This window comes from Marinomonas sp. HM11-D (assembly GCF_057626615.1).
Genome location: NZ_JBMMKT010000005.1, coordinates 272,900 through 286,813 on the forward strand (window position 1 = coordinate 272,900; position 13,914 = coordinate 286,813).

Annotated in this window: 14 protein-coding genes; 5 read left to right on the forward strand and 9 right to left on the reverse strand. The window is 48.0% G+C overall.

Annotation, left to right across the window (positions count from 1 at the left end; all coding sequences use genetic code 11):
- Positions 1-102: 102 nt before the first annotated feature.
- Together ACOSVP_RS09880 and ACOSVP_RS09885 are read left to right on the forward strand one after the other, a co-directional pair.
- Entirely contained in the window at positions 103-297 is a 195-nt protein-coding gene (locus ACOSVP_RS09880; RefSeq protein ID WP_487347328.1) for a hypothetical protein, read from the forward strand.
- Positions 298-446: 149 nt separating this feature from the next.
- A complete protein-coding gene (locus ACOSVP_RS09885; RefSeq protein ID WP_487347329.1) occupies positions 447-1,094 on the forward strand; it encodes a DUF2959 domain-containing protein in 648 nt (215 codons plus the stop codon).
- 70 nt (positions 1,095-1,164) lie between these two features.
- Here ACOSVP_RS09885 and ACOSVP_RS09890 read toward each other — a convergent pair whose 3' ends face one another.
- On the reverse strand, positions 1,165-2,526 hold the full coding sequence (locus ACOSVP_RS09890; protein WP_487347330.1) for a diguanylate cyclase: 1,362 nt from the start codon (positions 2,524-2,526) through the stop codon (positions 1,165-1,167).
- A 174-nt stretch (positions 2,527-2,700) separates the two neighbouring features.
- On the opposite strand from ACOSVP_RS09890, the gene ACOSVP_RS09895 reads away from it, so the two are divergent.
- Positions 2,701-3,000: a cysteine-rich CWC family protein gene (locus tag ACOSVP_RS09895; protein WP_487347331.1), complete on the forward strand. Its 300-nt coding sequence runs from the start codon at positions 2,701-2,703 to the stop codon at positions 2,998-3,000.
- A gap of 60 nt (positions 3,001-3,060) precedes the next feature.
- On the opposite strand, the gene ACOSVP_RS09900 is transcribed toward ACOSVP_RS09895, so the two are convergent.
- From ACOSVP_RS09900 to ACOSVP_RS09910, 3 genes are read right to left on the reverse strand one after another with little or no spacing between them, the layout of a single operon-like run.
- Positions 3,061-3,678 (reverse strand): RluA family pseudouridine synthase, encoded by a 618-nt coding sequence (locus ACOSVP_RS09900; protein ID WP_487347332.1) that lies wholly within the window; start codon positions 3,676-3,678, stop codon positions 3,061-3,063.
- Between the two features lie 9 nt (positions 3,679-3,687).
- The gene (rapA, locus tag ACOSVP_RS09905; protein WP_487347333.1) at positions 3,688-6,516 is read right to left on the reverse strand and encodes an RNA polymerase-associated protein RapA; all 2,829 of its coding nucleotides are present in this window, start codon (positions 6,514-6,516) and stop codon (positions 3,688-3,690) included.
- 2 nt (positions 6,517-6,518) lie between these two features.
- Positions 6,519-7,136, reverse strand: a complete 618-nt coding sequence (locus ACOSVP_RS09910) for a YigZ family protein (RefSeq protein ID WP_487347334.1) — start codon at positions 7,134-7,136, stop codon at positions 6,519-6,521.
- 52 nt (positions 7,137-7,188) lie between these two features.
- Here ACOSVP_RS09910 and ACOSVP_RS09915 point away from each other — a divergent pair, with 52 nt between their 5' ends.
- Entirely contained in the window at positions 7,189-8,499 is a 1,311-nt protein-coding gene (locus ACOSVP_RS09915) for a DNA recombination protein RmuC (RefSeq protein ID WP_487347335.1), read from the forward strand.
- Here ACOSVP_RS09915 and ACOSVP_RS09920 read toward each other — a convergent pair.
- The 4 genes from ACOSVP_RS09920 to ybfE all read right to left on the reverse strand — a co-directional run bounded on the left by ACOSVP_RS09920 (position 8,496) and on the right by ybfE (position 11,587).
- On the reverse strand, positions 8,496-9,659 hold the full coding sequence (locus tag ACOSVP_RS09920) for a cation diffusion facilitator family transporter (protein WP_487347336.1): 1,164 nt from the start codon (positions 9,657-9,659) through the stop codon (positions 8,496-8,498). The genes ACOSVP_RS09915 and ACOSVP_RS09920 overlap by 4 nt on opposite strands.
- Positions 9,660-9,804: 145 nt before the next feature.
- Positions 9,805-10,707, reverse strand: a complete 903-nt coding sequence (locus tag ACOSVP_RS09925) for a recombination-associated protein RdgC (RefSeq protein ID WP_487347337.1) — start codon at positions 10,705-10,707, stop codon at positions 9,805-9,807.
- Between the two features lie 3 nt (positions 10,708-10,710).
- Positions 10,711-11,289, reverse strand: a complete 579-nt coding sequence (locus tag ACOSVP_RS09930; protein ID WP_487347338.1) for a thymidine kinase — start codon at positions 11,287-11,289, stop codon at positions 10,711-10,713.
- 7 nt (positions 11,290-11,296) lie between these two features.
- Positions 11,297-11,587 (reverse strand): LexA regulated protein, encoded by a 291-nt coding sequence (gene ybfE / locus ACOSVP_RS09935; RefSeq protein WP_487347339.1) that lies wholly within the window; start codon positions 11,585-11,587, stop codon positions 11,297-11,299.
- Between the two features lie 34 nt (positions 11,588-11,621).
- Here ybfE and ACOSVP_RS09940 point away from each other — a divergent pair, with 34 nt between their 5' ends.
- On the forward strand, positions 11,622-11,831 hold the full coding sequence (locus ACOSVP_RS09940; RefSeq protein ID WP_487347340.1) for a DUF2788 domain-containing protein: 210 nt from the start codon (positions 11,622-11,624) through the stop codon (positions 11,829-11,831).
- A 35-nt stretch (positions 11,832-11,866) separates the two neighbouring features.
- Here the strand turns inward: ACOSVP_RS09940 and ACOSVP_RS09945 are convergent, their stop codons facing one another.
- Positions 11,867-13,885: a carboxy terminal-processing peptidase gene (locus ACOSVP_RS09945; RefSeq protein WP_487347341.1), complete on the reverse strand. Its 2,019-nt coding sequence runs from the start codon at positions 13,883-13,885 to the stop codon at positions 11,867-11,869.
- Between the last annotated feature and the right edge of the window lie 29 nt (positions 13,886-13,914).

Consider the following 13,914-nt stretch of genomic DNA (forward strand, 5'->3'; position numbering starts at 1 on the left):
AACACAATTAAAAATTGCCTGCTAAGCTTACTTGACTGCCAGCGGGAGGGATGTGTGATGAAAACCTCAAAGTCTTTAACCCCTAATCAAGGTGAGATAGATATGCAAAAGAAGCCCTTTGTGATGTCTGATCAAATGTTGTTAGAGGAAGCGCTGACGCTATTAGACGATTACCAAAACCGGCTAGAAGAACTGGATGGTGCGCTAGAGCGAAGTATTCAGCAAATAGGCCAGAGCAAGCAGCAAGCTTCAGAGCGAGCCAAATTAGAAGATTGGTTTGCCCAAGCCATGCAATGAGCCGTCCCAAACTTTAAGCCCTGCTCGATTGAGTGGGGCTTTTTTATGTCCGGTGTTTTTTTCACAAGGATCTCGCTTGTTAAGGTTGTAATCCTAAGCAACAGCCGCAAAAATGAAGGCTTTGTCGAATCATTTATAAGGAAGCCAATATGAAGTCTCTGGCAATCAAAGCCGCTGGTGCGCTTTTACTCATGTCTCTGGCCGGGTGTCAAACTGCCTACTACGGTGCCATGGAGAAGATCGGGATTGATAAACGCGATATCTTGGTGGATCGAGTAGAGAATGTGCGTGATAGTCAACAAGACAGCCAAGAAGAGTTTCAAAGTGCTTACCAGCGTTTGGTGATGCTAACCGATTTTGATGGCGGTGATTTAGAGGATGTATACGATGATCTTGCCAGTGATTATGAAAGTAGCAAGAGTGCTGCCGATCGTGTCACACAGCGCATTGATGATGTTGAAGAAGTAGCCGAAGACCTGTTTGATGAATGGGAAGCTGAACTAGATCAGTACACCAATGCCAAATTACGTCGTGCCAGCGAAACTAAATTGAATGAAACCAAACGTCAGTTCAACCAGATGCTACGTAGTATGCATCAGGCGGAATCGAAAATGGCGCCTGTGTTAGCAACCTTGAATGACAATGTGTTGTACTTGAAACATAATTTGAATGCCGCAGCGGTGAGTGCCATTAAGGGTGAGTTTGCCAACCTTAAAACAGACATCTCTGGTCTGATCAGCGATATGAGTAAAGCCATTGATGAATCGAATCAGTTTATTGCCACGCTAAAGCAGTAAGCTGCACAGATATTTGATCAAGCCGTGCCCTTGGGTGCGGCTTTTTTGTGTGCAATGCTTCCCAGGGTGCTCAAGCGAATAGCACTCGATTTCGCCCTTGCTGTTTTGCCCTGTATAAGGCTGAGTCGGCCTTTTTAATCATGTCTTCTAGTGTGCTTTGAGTGCCATTAGTTGCACAGCCGATTGAAGTGGTAATAGGGCTGTGTAGATCGGTCCAGCCTTTAACATCAAGCTTTTCAACGTTCTGTCGGATACGCTCAGCCACGACTTCTGCTTCTTGGCGTGAGTTACCAGATAGAATAATCGAGAATTCTTCACCGCCCATCCGACAGACGAGGTCTAACTCTCGAACCGAATCTTTAAGGCACTGCCCTAAAGCCACCAAAACCTCATCGCCCATATCATGCCCAGCGGTATCATTAATGTTCTTAAAGTGATCGATATCCAGAATCAGCAGCCAAAAAGTCTCCGCTTGACCTTGCGCTCGTGCTAACTCAGCCTCGGCAAAGTCATTAAACATGCGGCGGTTGGGAAGATTGGTGAGTGGGTCGTTAAGGGCGGCTTGCACTAACATGCGCTCACTAGCGCGGCGCTTGCTATCAATACGTTCCTGATAAATAGCGGATACACTGACCATGATAATAATAAACCAACAGATGGCGACGACGAATATGCCAAACTCATTCGCTTTATTCGCGGCAAAAGATTCCGCCACCATAAAGCCAAACACGGTGGGCACTAAGTACCCGACAATGGTCTGCTTGCGGGCAATTTTACCGCCTAAATAAGGACTTAAAATGGCTCTTAACCCACCATAGTGTGAGGTTAAGCAAAGCACCGCAATCGCCAATGCTCCTCCAGCAATGGTGGTGAGCATCGACATTTGTCCATAAAAGCTCGTGAGGTTGTAGGCGTAGCCGGTCAGGGAAATGGTTGGAATGGCAACGGCAATCGAAGCGACAACTTGCGATAAGGCTAAGACATTGCGGCTATACAACAGCAGACTCAGGGCAATAAAGAAAAACATAATCGCCGTATTGAGCCCCATACTGTTGTTTTGACCCTGTTCGATATCGAGCAAAACTTGATCGTGAAAAGGTGAAACTAGCTCGGTTAGATTTGTGTGCAGGCCTAGGTCAGCAAAACGCGTAGCTGTGATTAGAAGAACAATACAAGCCAAGCCTAACTGCAACAGCTTGGCATTAGTGTTCTTTAAACAAAAGCTGAGGCCAATGAGCAAAATACATAACGCTGTAAGAGGGTGGGTGGCAGGACCGTCGGTAAAGGGGCGATACAGCACTTCTATGCGAGAACCGTAGCCAATTAGCGCGACTAAGCCAAATAGGACACCTGCGATACCCAGAGGAGGAACGATGGCACGAGCTAACTGAATAAGTTCCCAAGGTTTTTCGATCGGTGTGTTTTTAAGCATAGCGTCCTAGTTGCCTTGTTGTCACAAATGGCCTTCTAGTATAAAGCAATTTGGTAACATAACATTACAAACGGTTTTGTAATTGTTTATTAAATAAGCTTTTGTCAGATTTTGTTGCTTATAACGCTAAATTTATTGTTCAAGGTAACGATATACTCATTAAGACTAATTGGTGTGAGTAGTAAATCTATGAGCTCGATCGATCCAACCCGTTGCCCTTTGTGCGGCAAAGACAACCATTGCGCCGTGACCCTAGGTCAAGATCCTTCCACCTGCTGGTGTCATCAGCCGGATATTGTGATTGATAAAACCTTGCTGGCGAAAATTCCCCAAGCCGCTCGTGGCAAAGCCTGCATTTGCCAACAGTGCGTAGCGTTAGAAGCGCAGGCGCAACAAGGAGAGCGAGTGCACGCAAAAGCACCTTCGAGCGATGGTCATTTGAACAGTTTTTTTGAAGTGGCTAAGAAGTTGTAGTCGTTAAGTTCACACTAGATAATCGAGGCTATCTAGTGTGAATCCTATCTCGCTGAGGGGCTAAAACGGGCAGGGCGCGACGAACTTGACCCAGGCATTGGTAAAAGGATGATAGAACTCTACCCGATAAGCATGCAGTAGCAGGCGCTCTTCCTCTGCGGTTGGCTCAAAGTCGTAAAACTCATCTCCTAAAATCGGATGTCCCAAACTCTGCATATGCACCCGTAGCTGGTGCGAACGACCGGTAATGGGTTTTAAACTGACTCGCGTGTGACCATTTTCAACACCTAAAGGCCTCCATTGCGTGATGGCATCTTTGCCCCATTCCGTGCAGATCATTTGTCGTGGGCGTCGTTCCCAATCACAGCGCAGTGGTTTGCGTACCTCGCCCCATTGACCTTTGATTTCTCCGCGGATAATGGCGCGATATTCCTTCTGCACATGACGCTCGCGGAATTGCGCGTACATACGCTTTTGGCATTCTAGGTCTTTGGCAATCAAAATCAGGCCGGAAGTAGCGTAATCCAATCGATGGATGGCATGGGCTTCGCCATACAGCTGCTCCGCCCGAGCCACGATTGAATCATACTTATCAGCCCCGCGACCGGGGACTGATAGGCACTTGGCTGGTTTGTCGACGACTACCAGCCATTGGTCTTCATAGAGAATGTTTAACACGTACGCAAATTACTCTGGCTTCGTGGTCAAGATGATACGGATCGCATCCAAGCGAATTTGGTGTTCATCAATACGTACCAGACCTTCCGCTAGGTAGCTTTCGTATTCGGCGATGTGTTCATCTCGAATCGCAGGGTTCTGCTGTTGTAATTCACGTAGACGATCAATCTCTGCCTGCCATTTACGCTGGTAAGCTTCTTTTGCTGCATGCACCGTCGGGCGCGCTTGGTCTTGAGCCTTTAGCTGGTGGCCTTGCAATATATCCAGTAGCTGAGAACGCAGGGCTGCGACCCATTGCTCCGCGACGCGGTTTGGTACACCTTTTAGCTTTTCCGCCCATTTGTCGGCAGTAAATTGACCGTGTAAGAATTTACCGTTGGCATCTGAAAGTTGCCAAATAGGTGTCAGCGGCAAGGTTTGCGCCAGCTTCAAGCGTGGGTGACCGGTTGCCTCAATCACAAACATACTTTCTACCAATACGGTGCCTTCTGGCAGTGCTGCAATCGGCAGGATCGCAGACGTGAGCTTACCGGAATCGAAGCCTTGTACTTCATCCATCAACATGGTGATCAACGGGTGTTCCCACGTGGCAAAGGCTACGTCTTCACGCTGGCTCGCTTGACGACGATCCAGCATCAGCATTTTGCCTTCTTCTTCAATGCCTGGTAGTGCTTCTAGCATCATGTCCGTCGACGGACGAATAAACCACGCGCCTTGCTCCGCTACATCATTGACACAATCCGCGTAAATATTGAATGCATGGGTCACTTGCTCGATGTAATTATGCAGACCGTGAGTCGCTTGTTCATTGATTTGATCGATCAAGGCTTTGGCCACTGTTGGACGACAAGAAGACATTTCCAATAGACGGTTACGGCCTTCTTCCATCTGTTTTAACAGCGCTTCATGGTAAATGTAGGCTTCTTCTAGCAGGGCTTTGTCGTCATCGTTGCCAAACAAGAAGGCTTGCAGCTGTTCTCTGAAAGCTGAGTTTACCTTGTCGCCTGAGCCTGTGGTGCGGTTAAACGCATTCAGGGCATTGTGGTACCACTGGTACAAACGTTCTTGTACGCTGCCTTCGATGTAAGGCACATGAATTTGTACTGTGCTGGTTTGGCCTAGACGGTCCAAACGACCAATACGTTGCTCTAGCAGATCTGGGTGTTCAGGTAGATCGTACATGACCAAGTTATGGCTGAACTGGAAGTTACGACCTTCACTGCCGATCTCAGAACAGACCAACACCTGCGCCCCTTCTGGGTCGGCAAAGTAAGCCGCTGCTCGGTCACGGTGAATCAGTGGCATTTGCTCATGGAAATCCGCACTTTGGAAACCAGCGAAGGTTAGCTGATCGTTTAGCCAGCGTGCCGTGTCAGCGGTATGACAGATCACCAGCACCTTAGTTTTGGCTTTTTGATCGCCTAAGAATTCTTTTAGCCAATGCCAGCGAGGGTCCGCTTCCCAGAAACCATGGTCAACTTCATACTCTGGCAAGATATGACGCTCAGCGCTGGCAAAGGCTTCATTGTTCATCAATGGGTAAGCGTTTAACTGACGCTCAGGGAAACCACCGATTGCTGCACGTGTGTTACGGAACATTTCACGGCCAGTACCATGGCGGTCAATCAGCCAGTTTACGGCGTCTTGGGCGGCACTTAGAAGCTTGTCTTGCTGGCCCGAAATCAGGTCAGAGAACCAATCTTTTGACTGCACATCATGGAAGTAGTCGGCAAAGATTTCACTCCAATCCGGTTGCGCAATGTCTGCGTTCACTTCGGTGAAGGGGAGGATCTTTTCCGCCAATTCCGCAGCACGTTTAAACTCAGTTTGCTGCGCTTGGTAGACTTCAAAGCTATGGTAATGCTCACGATCCAACAGTTGCAGGCGCGAGAAATGTTCACGTTCACCGGTTTGTTCTGGGGTGGCGCTCAATAGCAGTAGCGACTCGGAAGTGTGCGCCAATTGTTCCACTAATTGATAAGCAATGCTTGGAGTATCAGGATCCCAAGCCAAGTGATGGGCTTCATCGACGATGACCATGTCCCATTCCGCCGATAGCATGTGTTTCGCTACCTTGCCATTGTTGGAAACAAAGTCGATTGGCGCGATCACAAATGGTTGGCCTTCAAATGGATTGTCGTCGCCATCCATGTAGTCTTCGTACACGCTTTCATTAATCAGCGTAAACGGCTGGTTGAAACGGCGTAGCATTTCCACCAACCATTGGTGCTGAAGGTTAGTTGGCGTCAAAATCAAAGCACGCTCAGACAAGCCATTGAGCACACGATGGTGCAGGATCAGGCCGGCTTCCAGCGTTTTACCCATACCCACTTCGTCACACAATAAGGCACGCGCCGCAGGACGGTTGGCAATGTCATGAGCTAAGTAAATTTGGTGTGGTAGCAGTTCTGCTTTCAAACCCATTAAACCGCGCACTGGGCTGGCGGAATGAGCTGCTTGGTGCTCAAGGGTTTTACGACGCAGGTCAAACCACATACGGCGGGCTGGGGACAACGCCAAGATAGAATCCAATTCGTTTTTGTCATTGCGCGGGAATTGGATTTCGGATTCGTCGACCCATTCGTCGCCAATTTTGTATTCCATCAAGGAATCAAATTCGCGCACTTCCTCAACGGTGTGTGCTTCCCCATCAAAAATTAATTGATCACCAGGGGTTAGGGTGCGACGCACTAAACTGGTTTGTGAAACGGCGTAGTTACGCTCGCTTTCAGCATCGGAAAAATATAAGACAAAAGATTTAGGTTGTAATTCAATAATGATGCCGATCCCCAAGTCAGGTTCGTTTCGGCTGCTCCAACGTTGTCCAATTTGGTACATAACTACTCTTTGTCGTCTTCAATAATCTTAATGTTGCCCTGACATAAATCGATCAGAGCCTGTCTTTGTTCTGGCCAAGTACGCTCGATTACCGCGAGCGTTATTTCGATGTCTTCGGAAAATTGTTTGTCATCCACATCGATGTCACTGTTCTCTAACCAATAGTCCACCTTACCTAACAAAGGATAGGCGATCTTGATGAAAACGGTTTGACGTGGGTAAATTTCTTGCCATTCAAGTTTGTCTAGCGCTTCCACCACCGCCTGGCTGTAGGCTCGCACCAGACCGCCAGCGCCCAGCTTAATTCCCCCAAAATAACGGGTCACCACCACAGTGATTTCGCCAAAGTTAGAATGCTGTAATACGTTCAGCATCGGCTTTCCGGCGGTCCCCTTAGGCTCACCATCGTCACTTTGGTCCCACAAGTGCACATTATTCGGCGCGCCTGCGACAAACGCCCAACAGTTATGGTTGGCGTCTGGATAGCGCAGATTCATTGCTTCAATAAACGCTTTGGCTTCCTCGCGGCCACGGGTGCGGCGCACGGTAGTGATGAACTGGCTATTTTTAATTTCCAGATCAAAGCGCTGTTCGTGTGTTGGGCTCTGGTAGTAATCCATGTAAACTTCGCTTAGCGATTGTTTTTAAACGTAAAGTGGCGGGTTGAATAAAATGACAGACTGGTTGCAACAATCTGTGTGGATTGCTTTGGGATGTGTTGTAGGTGTTGCCATCACGACCGCCATCGCGGCAAGTATTGTACAGAGAATCCAGCGTAAGTGGCAGGCTGAGCATGAAAATTCTGTGCAGGAATTGCTTCAAACGCGACAGCTTTTGGAACGTTCACAGCAAGAAGTACATCAGTTAGAAAAAGAGGCCCTGACTCTGGAGCAGCAGTTCGCTGCAGCGCAGGAAATCTGGCAACAAAAAGAGCAATTCTTAGAGCAGCAAAAGCGTCAGAATGAGGTGCAGTTTAAGCAACTCGCGCAAGACATCATGCAGCAACAGGGGGCTCGCTTGGCTAATGAAAACGAACGTCAGTTGCATGCTTTACTGACGCCGCTGGGTCAAAAAATCCATGAATTCCAGCAGCGTGTGGAGCAAAGCTACGATCAAGAAGCTCGCGAGCGCTTCTCGCTCGTCAAAGAAATTAAAAATCTACAAATGCTTAACCAACGCATCAGCGACGATGCCATGAGTTTGACTGAAGCGCTAAAAGGTCAAAATAAAATTCAAGGTGGTTGGGGTGAGGTGATTCTCGAGCGTATTTTGGAGCGTTCAGGACTTGAGAAAGGCCGTGAATACGAAGTGCAGGTGTCGCTCAATACCGAAGAAGGTAAGCGTTATCAGCCCGATGTGATCGTGCACTTGCCTGAGAGCAAGCAAATCATCATTGACTCAAAAATGGTGTTGGTCAGCTATTTGGCTTATGTGGAAGCGGAAGACGAACAGCAGAAACAACAAGCCTTGCGTCAGCATCTGGAGGCCATTCGCCGCCATATGAAAGAGCTGAGTGCGAAGAACTACCATGATTTGAAAGGCATCACGTCGCTGGATTTCGTGATTATGTTTATCCCGATTGAAGCGGCTTACGGCCTAGCCTTGCAAGCGGAAAATGGTCTGTTCTCGGAGGCCTTTGAACACAACATTATTATTACTGGACCGTCGAACTTATTGGCCACCTTGCGCACCGTGCAAAACATTTGGCGTAATGAAAAACAAAGTCAAAACGCCTTGGAAATCGCCCGCCAAGCAGGGGCCATGTACGACAAGTTCGCGGGTTTTGTGCAGGATATGGATGAGATCGGCACGCGTATTGATGCGTTATCGCGTACTCACGAGCAGGCGATGAAGAAGCTTACCGTAGGGCGCGGGAATTTACTGAGTCGTGCTGAGCGCTTGCGTCTTATGGGAGCGAAAACCAACAAACAATTGGCGCTCCCAGAAGACGATCAAGACTTTAGTGATGAGGCTGAGGACTAGTCCTGCAGCCACAGTACCTTATGGTCTTTGCCGTAAGGAATGTTTTGTAGGTCAAACAAAATGCTTTGCGTCACCTTGCTTAAGTCCGTGCTTGGCGCTTTTGAGGCTTTGGCAATGATATGGATGTTTAGCGTCTTATTCAGATAATGTAGCTGGGTTAGCTCAAGGTCTAAGTAGTCGCGGTGTGTGCGCAGCATAAAGCCTAAATCTGCCAAGATTTGATCGCGAGCTGGCAGTTGTAACGCGGGTGGTCGGCCGGTGTGCTCATGATCCAAGGTATCTTCCGCTTGGATATGATCATCGGTATCCACGTGCACCATCACATCTTGCACTTGCGGATGGGCTTTTTTGATGGTGTACACCACCAAATCACTTAGATAGTGGCCTTCGCTAACGGTAGCGTGGGCTGGCACGTGAATGTGCATATCAAGGAAAATCTTACCGGCCATGGAGCGTGCACGAATATCGTGCGGCGCCATAATGTTTTTCAAGCCAGCAGCCGTTTCGCGGATTTGTTCAATGGTTTTTGGATCGGGAGCCGTGTCGACCAGCTCTTTTAAGTTATCCCAGATCATTTCCACGGCAATTTTACCGATGAAAAAGCCTACGACCACAGACGCCACACGGTCCGCCCAAGCGTAACCGAAATACACGCCAATTAAGCCTGCCAATACCGCCACCGATGACAGGGCATCACTACGACTGTGCCAAGCGTTAGCAACCAATAGTTTGCTACCGATCTCTTCCCCCGCACGTTTGGTGTAGTGGAAAATGATTTCCTTGATGACAATCGTCAGAATAACCGCGGTCACACCGTACCAAGTGGTGGTCGGTGAACTTTCGTTGTTGAAAGATTCAAACACAATGCCAGTGGCGACCACCACCAACACGATACCGAGAATAACCGTGGTTAGGGTTTCAAAACGTAGATGCCCGTAAGGATGGTTTTTATCAGGCGCTTGACGAGCGTTATTGGACGCCACCACCACGAATACATCGGTCACCAGATCCGATAATGAGTGGATGCCATCGGCCACCAAAGCTTGTGACTGAGAAAGCCAGCCAGCAATGATCTTGGCAATGCCGAGCAAGGTGTCCCAGATCGCTCCGACGACGGTAACTCGTTGAGCTATTTCCTTTTCTTGTTGCATTCTTGACATGAAGATGAGTCCTACGCGGGGTTAACCTTGTCTAGTTTGTTAGCTCAAATAAAGCCTTGTTAGGGGAGAAAGAAGGTGGGTGCTTACCAATGCTAGCATTGCCATCGTTCTCCCCATGGTTATCCACCCAAACTGTGGAAAACTGTTATTCGTCGACGATCTCAAACCACAATTTGTATGACTCAAAAAACTCACGAATGGTTAACGACATAAGTGAGAAGTTGGCGTCCATGTCGGACAAGGCGCCACCTTGTGAATCATTAAACGCCGACTCTTTGAGGGTGTCGTCGAATTTTACCTTTTTCAAGGTTAAGTCACTGTTAAGCACGAAGGACATTTTGTCGGTCCAGCGCAGGGCAAGGTTTTTCACACTCATGCCTTGTTCAAGGTGACGCGTCACGTCTTCAGACAGTGGCTCAAGGGACTTAAAGCGGATTTTGGCTTTGTCCTCTGACGAGTCTTCGATCTCACATTCATCGCCGGTTTCAAGGCTTGCAGGCACTTCATTTTTCATCAGCCAGTCAGTCATGATCATGGCTGGGGAGACTTGCGCTTGCAGCGGCACCATGGGGAAGCTACCTAATGTGGTTTGCAGCAATTTAAACAATTGTTCAGTCATGCCCGCATTGGTGCTGTTGAGAACCAATAATTTTGCTTTTAAATCAATGTAGGCCCAGATGTCGGTGCGTTTGGCAAAGGCTCTAGGACGCAGGCTGAATACCAACTCGTCTTTGATGTCGGCTTTCTCTTTGCGACCGACTTTACGACCTTCGACGACTTCGATCTCAGCCACCTTGGCTTCGAGTTCTTCACGCACCACAGCGCTAGGGAGGACTTTCTCTTCTTTACCCGCTCGAATCAGTAGGCACAGGTCACTGGCCACTGACCATTGTTCGCTGTTACGAATTAATGGCATCCAGCCAAAGGTAAACTCTTCTTGAGAGCCACATTCACGCAGTGGGTACTCTGGAAGCTTGGCAATCAAATCGTTACTACTGAAGTTTTCTGTGTCTTTGAGTTGGAATATTTGTAAGTTCTTAAACCACATGTATCAGTCCTTCATCGCATCTTTAAAATGTTTGCGGCACACGGAAATGTATCGATCATTACCGCCGATTTCGATTTGCGTGCCTTCCTTGATTGCATGACCTTCACTGTCGACTCGAATAACCATGGTGGCTTTGCTACCACAGTGACAGATCGTTTTTAGTTCGATCAGTTTATCAGACCAAGCCAATAGGGCTTGGCTGCCGGGGAACAATTCCCCTTGAAAATCGGTACGAATGCCAAAGGCTAATACGGGAATGTGTAAGCGGTCTACCACCTCGGACAGTTGATAGACTTGCTCTTTGGTTAAAAATTGCGCTTCATCCACCAAGATGCAGCCAAGAGGGGCTTGTTGGTGGCTGTGCTCGATCAGCTGGTACAGCTCGGTGTGGGCATGGAAAAGCTCTGCTGCTGCAGCAATGCCAATGCGGGAGGTAATGTTACCTTGGTTGTAGCGATCGTCCAGTGCAGCGGTCAGAAGCAAGGTGTTCATACCACGTTCCTGATAGTTGTAGGCTGACTGAAGTAGGGTCGTGGATTTGCCCGCGTTCATTGCCGAATAATAGTAGTAGAGCTTTGCCATCAGGGGGTTAGCCTTCTTTGTTGGGCACTTTGGCTTTATTGAATGCCAAGGCCACTTGCATGGTTAACCAATCTGCGCGCTTAATACCTGACATTTCACACAGCACATCGAGCTTTTTTACGGTATCCTCGTCGACAACTAATTCGACTCGCTTCATCCCTAGCGATTTTTCTTTTACACGCTGCGCGCGTTTGTTGGCCTTAAGTTGGTCTTTACGTGGCAGTGGGTGAGTACGGGGGCGGCCGCGAACCGTGCCAAATAGGTCAATGGTATTGCGGTCAGAAGAAGCTTTAGCCATAACTTAAATCGAATATCTAATCTGTAGGTGGTAAATGGAAATAGAAGAATTTGAATCCATTATGATGACGGTGCTAATTACAGGCTTTTGCCTATTTATGTTGTTCATCATGTGGGACTTAGCTCGTAAATCGAATGCCGGAAAACTGGGCACCTTTATTATTATCGGCGGTTTGGGCCTTGGAATGCTAGCTTTTGTGCTAAAAGGTGTGGTGATTGAGCTAATTCTTGGCGGATCTGTTTAGACTATCACCAGATAGTCTAAACAGATGTCCGATTTTTAGTGGTTTTGCTGATAAAGACCGATGAAGTCTAGGATGACTTCTGCGGCTTCGTGGGCATAAACATCTTCTTCAGGGGCTTCAATATCGTCGACGTTATCGATCGTCGGCAGATCTAGCGCCTTGCGACGTTTGTTTTCACGATCCAGTTCCTGTTGCTCGTTTTGCTCGCGCTGTTGCTCACGGGTCTTCTCGTTCAATGAAATGGATTTGAAGTTTTCCGTTTGCTCTTTGACGTAAGCAATCTGATCTTCTAGGGCAACAAAGTTGGCATCCTGCTTAATGCGTTTTTCATGCAGTGACGTTAGATCCGCCACGTATTCGTCAAAGTTCCAGTACACTGGGTAACGTGTTTCGTGAATCTTGTCCCATGGCAATGGTTTTTCCAAGGCACTTTCACCCACTTCTTGAGTATTAATCAAGGAAGGGAAGTTAATGTCCGGCATCACACCTTTATGCTGGGTACTTTCACCGGATACACGGTAGAACTTGGCTTGTGTGATCTTCAATTGCCCCTTATCCAGCTCTTGCAGCACTTGCACAGTGCCTTTACCAAAGGTCTGGTCACCGACAATGATGGCACGGCCGTAATCTTTCAACGCACCGGCAACGATTTCTGACGCGGAAGCGCTCATGCGGTTAACCATCACCGCCATTGGACCGCTATAGGTCACGTCACGATCCTGATCCCCTAGAATGCTGACACGGCCAGAGGCATCACGGATTTGTACTACAGGGCCTGCTGGGATAAACAAGCCTGTCAGTGAGTTGGCTTCTTGTAGCGAACCACCACCGTTGTTGCGCAGGTCAAGAATCAGTGCGGTAATGCCTTCTGCTTGCAGTTCTTCAATCAGCTTTTTGGTATCACGAGTCGAACTCTTGTAATCACGATCACCACGCTGAATCGCAGCAAAGTCAGAGTAGAAGGTGGGCAGTTCGATTACGCCTACTTTGAAGGTCTCGCCACCACGTGTTACTTCAACAATTTTCTTTTGTGCGGATTGATCTTCCAGCTTTACCTTTTCACGGGTAATGGTGATTTTTTTGCTGTTTTGCGAGCTGCTGTTAGCCGGAATAATTTCCAAAATGACATTGGTACCACGCTCACCACGGATCATATCGACCACATCGTCTAAGCGCATACCGATCACGTCCACCATGGGTTCGCCTTCTTGGCCCACGGCGATGATACGATCATTCGGTGCCAATTCGTTTTTGGCTTCAGCTGGACCGCCAGGGATGAGACGTACCACTTTGGTGTAGTCATCTTCCATTTGCAGCACAGCACCAATGCCTTCCAGTGACAAGCTCATATTAATATTAAAGGCTTCGGATGCACGTGGAGCAAAGTAACTGGTATGTGGATCGAGTACTGCCGTCACTGAGTTAGCGAAGCTCTGGAATACATCCACTGCGTTAGTTTGGTCGATTTGCTTTAGCTGACTTTTGTAACGGCGTTCGATGGCATCAATGATGTCTTCTTGCGTCTCACCATTAAGCTTCAGTGTTAGTGCGCGGTTTTTGATGCGCTTACGCCAGTAGTCATCCAACTCGGCTTCGGTCTCAGCCCAAACCAGTTTGTCAGGGTCCGCATTGAGGCTTTCATTCACATCGTATTTAAAGCCCTTAACCATCTCAGGGATGCCTGCTAGGACTTTCTCTAGACGTGTTTCAGCACGCTCTAGGTAAAGGTTGTAGATATCGTAGGCAACTTGCGAATTACCGTTGCGCAAGGCATCGTCAAAGGCATCACGATATTTAGATAGGCCTTCCACGTCTTTTTTCAAAAGGAAACTACGGGATGGGTCGAGCGCATCTAAGTAGTTATCAAAAGCTTGCTCTGAGATTTCATCGTCGATCAGAGTTTTGTTATAGTGAACGCTTTCCAGTGTTGATACGATTTCTTGTGCGACTTGGTCGTAATCGTGTGGTGGTTCGAGTTTTTCATACGCCGAAACGGAACCGCTGGCTAACGCGATACTTGGAAGTAAACTTAACAACAGGCGTTTGTAGATCATCCGCGATTGGTTCCCTTAAACTGATTTGT